The sequence below is a fragment of the Verrucomicrobiia bacterium genome (genome assembly GCA_035574275.1).
In the GTDB taxonomy this organism is placed as follows: domain Bacteria; phylum Zixibacteria; class MSB-5A5; order DSPP01; family DSPP01; genus DSPP01.
The window spans coordinates 1-1,031 of the sequence record DATLYY010000053.1 but is presented as its reverse complement, the minus strand read 5'-3'; the positions used below and the strand labels follow the sequence as shown (position 1 = coordinate 1,031).

2 tRNA genes are annotated in these 1,031 nt (G+C 56.8%); both read left to right on the top strand.

Going from position 1 to position 1,031, the window contains the following annotated elements:
- Positions 1-438: 438 nt before the first annotated feature.
- Positions 439-512, top strand: a tRNA-Ile gene (locus VNL73_07635).
- Between the two features lie 94 nt (positions 513-606).
- A tRNA-Ala gene (locus VNL73_07630) sits at positions 607-679 on the top strand.
- The last annotated feature ends 352 nt before the right edge of the window (positions 680-1,031 follow it).

The window sequence follows — 1,031 nt, the reverse complement described above, 5'->3', positions numbered from 1 at the left end:
GTGGCGTCTGGCCGAAAAGGAGAGGACCTCCCTTGCCACGGGAGGCCGGGCCGGCTAGAGTTTCATTCCCGCCGCGAAAAGGCGGGACAGAGGAAGGATAAGAAAAAGTGATTCCGGCCGTTGACACCGGCCGGGGGGCGTCTAAAATAAACGTTGGCGACGGTGAATCCTTTTCGCCGGAGCTGCATCTAAATCAAAGGATACGTATGGCCGTCGGAAGGCCGTAGCAAAAAAAGAAATCGGCTGTTGACAGCAGTGGGCTGCGTTCTATAATTCCCCTTGCTCCCGCTGGAAACCAAACCCTTAACTTCCAAAACCATCGAACGGATGGCGGCAATCGTAACAGCGATTATCGAAACCGGATAAGCTCTATCTTCCACGTGAGGTTGGGATAGAGCCAAACCCGACGGGTTTGGCTTTTTTGTTCGGCGAGAGAGAGGGCGCATAGCTCAGTTGGCTAGAGCGCAGCTCTGATAAAGCTGAGGTCCCTGGTTCGAATCCAGGTGCGCCCAGTGCGGCAAGGCCGGCGACGGCGGGGTGGAGATCCAGGGCTACAGGCGCCCCACGAGGCGAAGAGCGAGGCAGCCGGTCGCGGTTCACTCGAAAGGGGATGTAGCTCAGCTGGGAGAGCGCGTGGTTTGCAACCACGAGGTCAGGGGTTCGATCCCCCTCATCTCCACATGAGGATGTCAAGAAAAAAATCGGAAAAAAAAGAAACGGGAGAATTGACGGAGGGAAGTGGCCCCGGTAGGATGAAGATACACCACTTTGCACAGCACGGATTGGCGATCTAACCGAATCCCTCTGCTACCAAAAGAAAGAAGAGCCGGCTGGTTGCGAGCCGGCGCACCGGAGTGTTGCTCTCGTGCGTCCGCTCCTGACCAACGGACAGAGCCGCCGCCCGGCGGTCCTGCAAGTTGAAGAGAGGTGGCCTTTCTGGGGCCTGCCTCGGCAGGGAAAAAAGTTCTTTGACAATTTGGTGATAGCGAGAAGTTGCAAGGGCATCTTCGCAATCCTTTTACGGGGTCCGG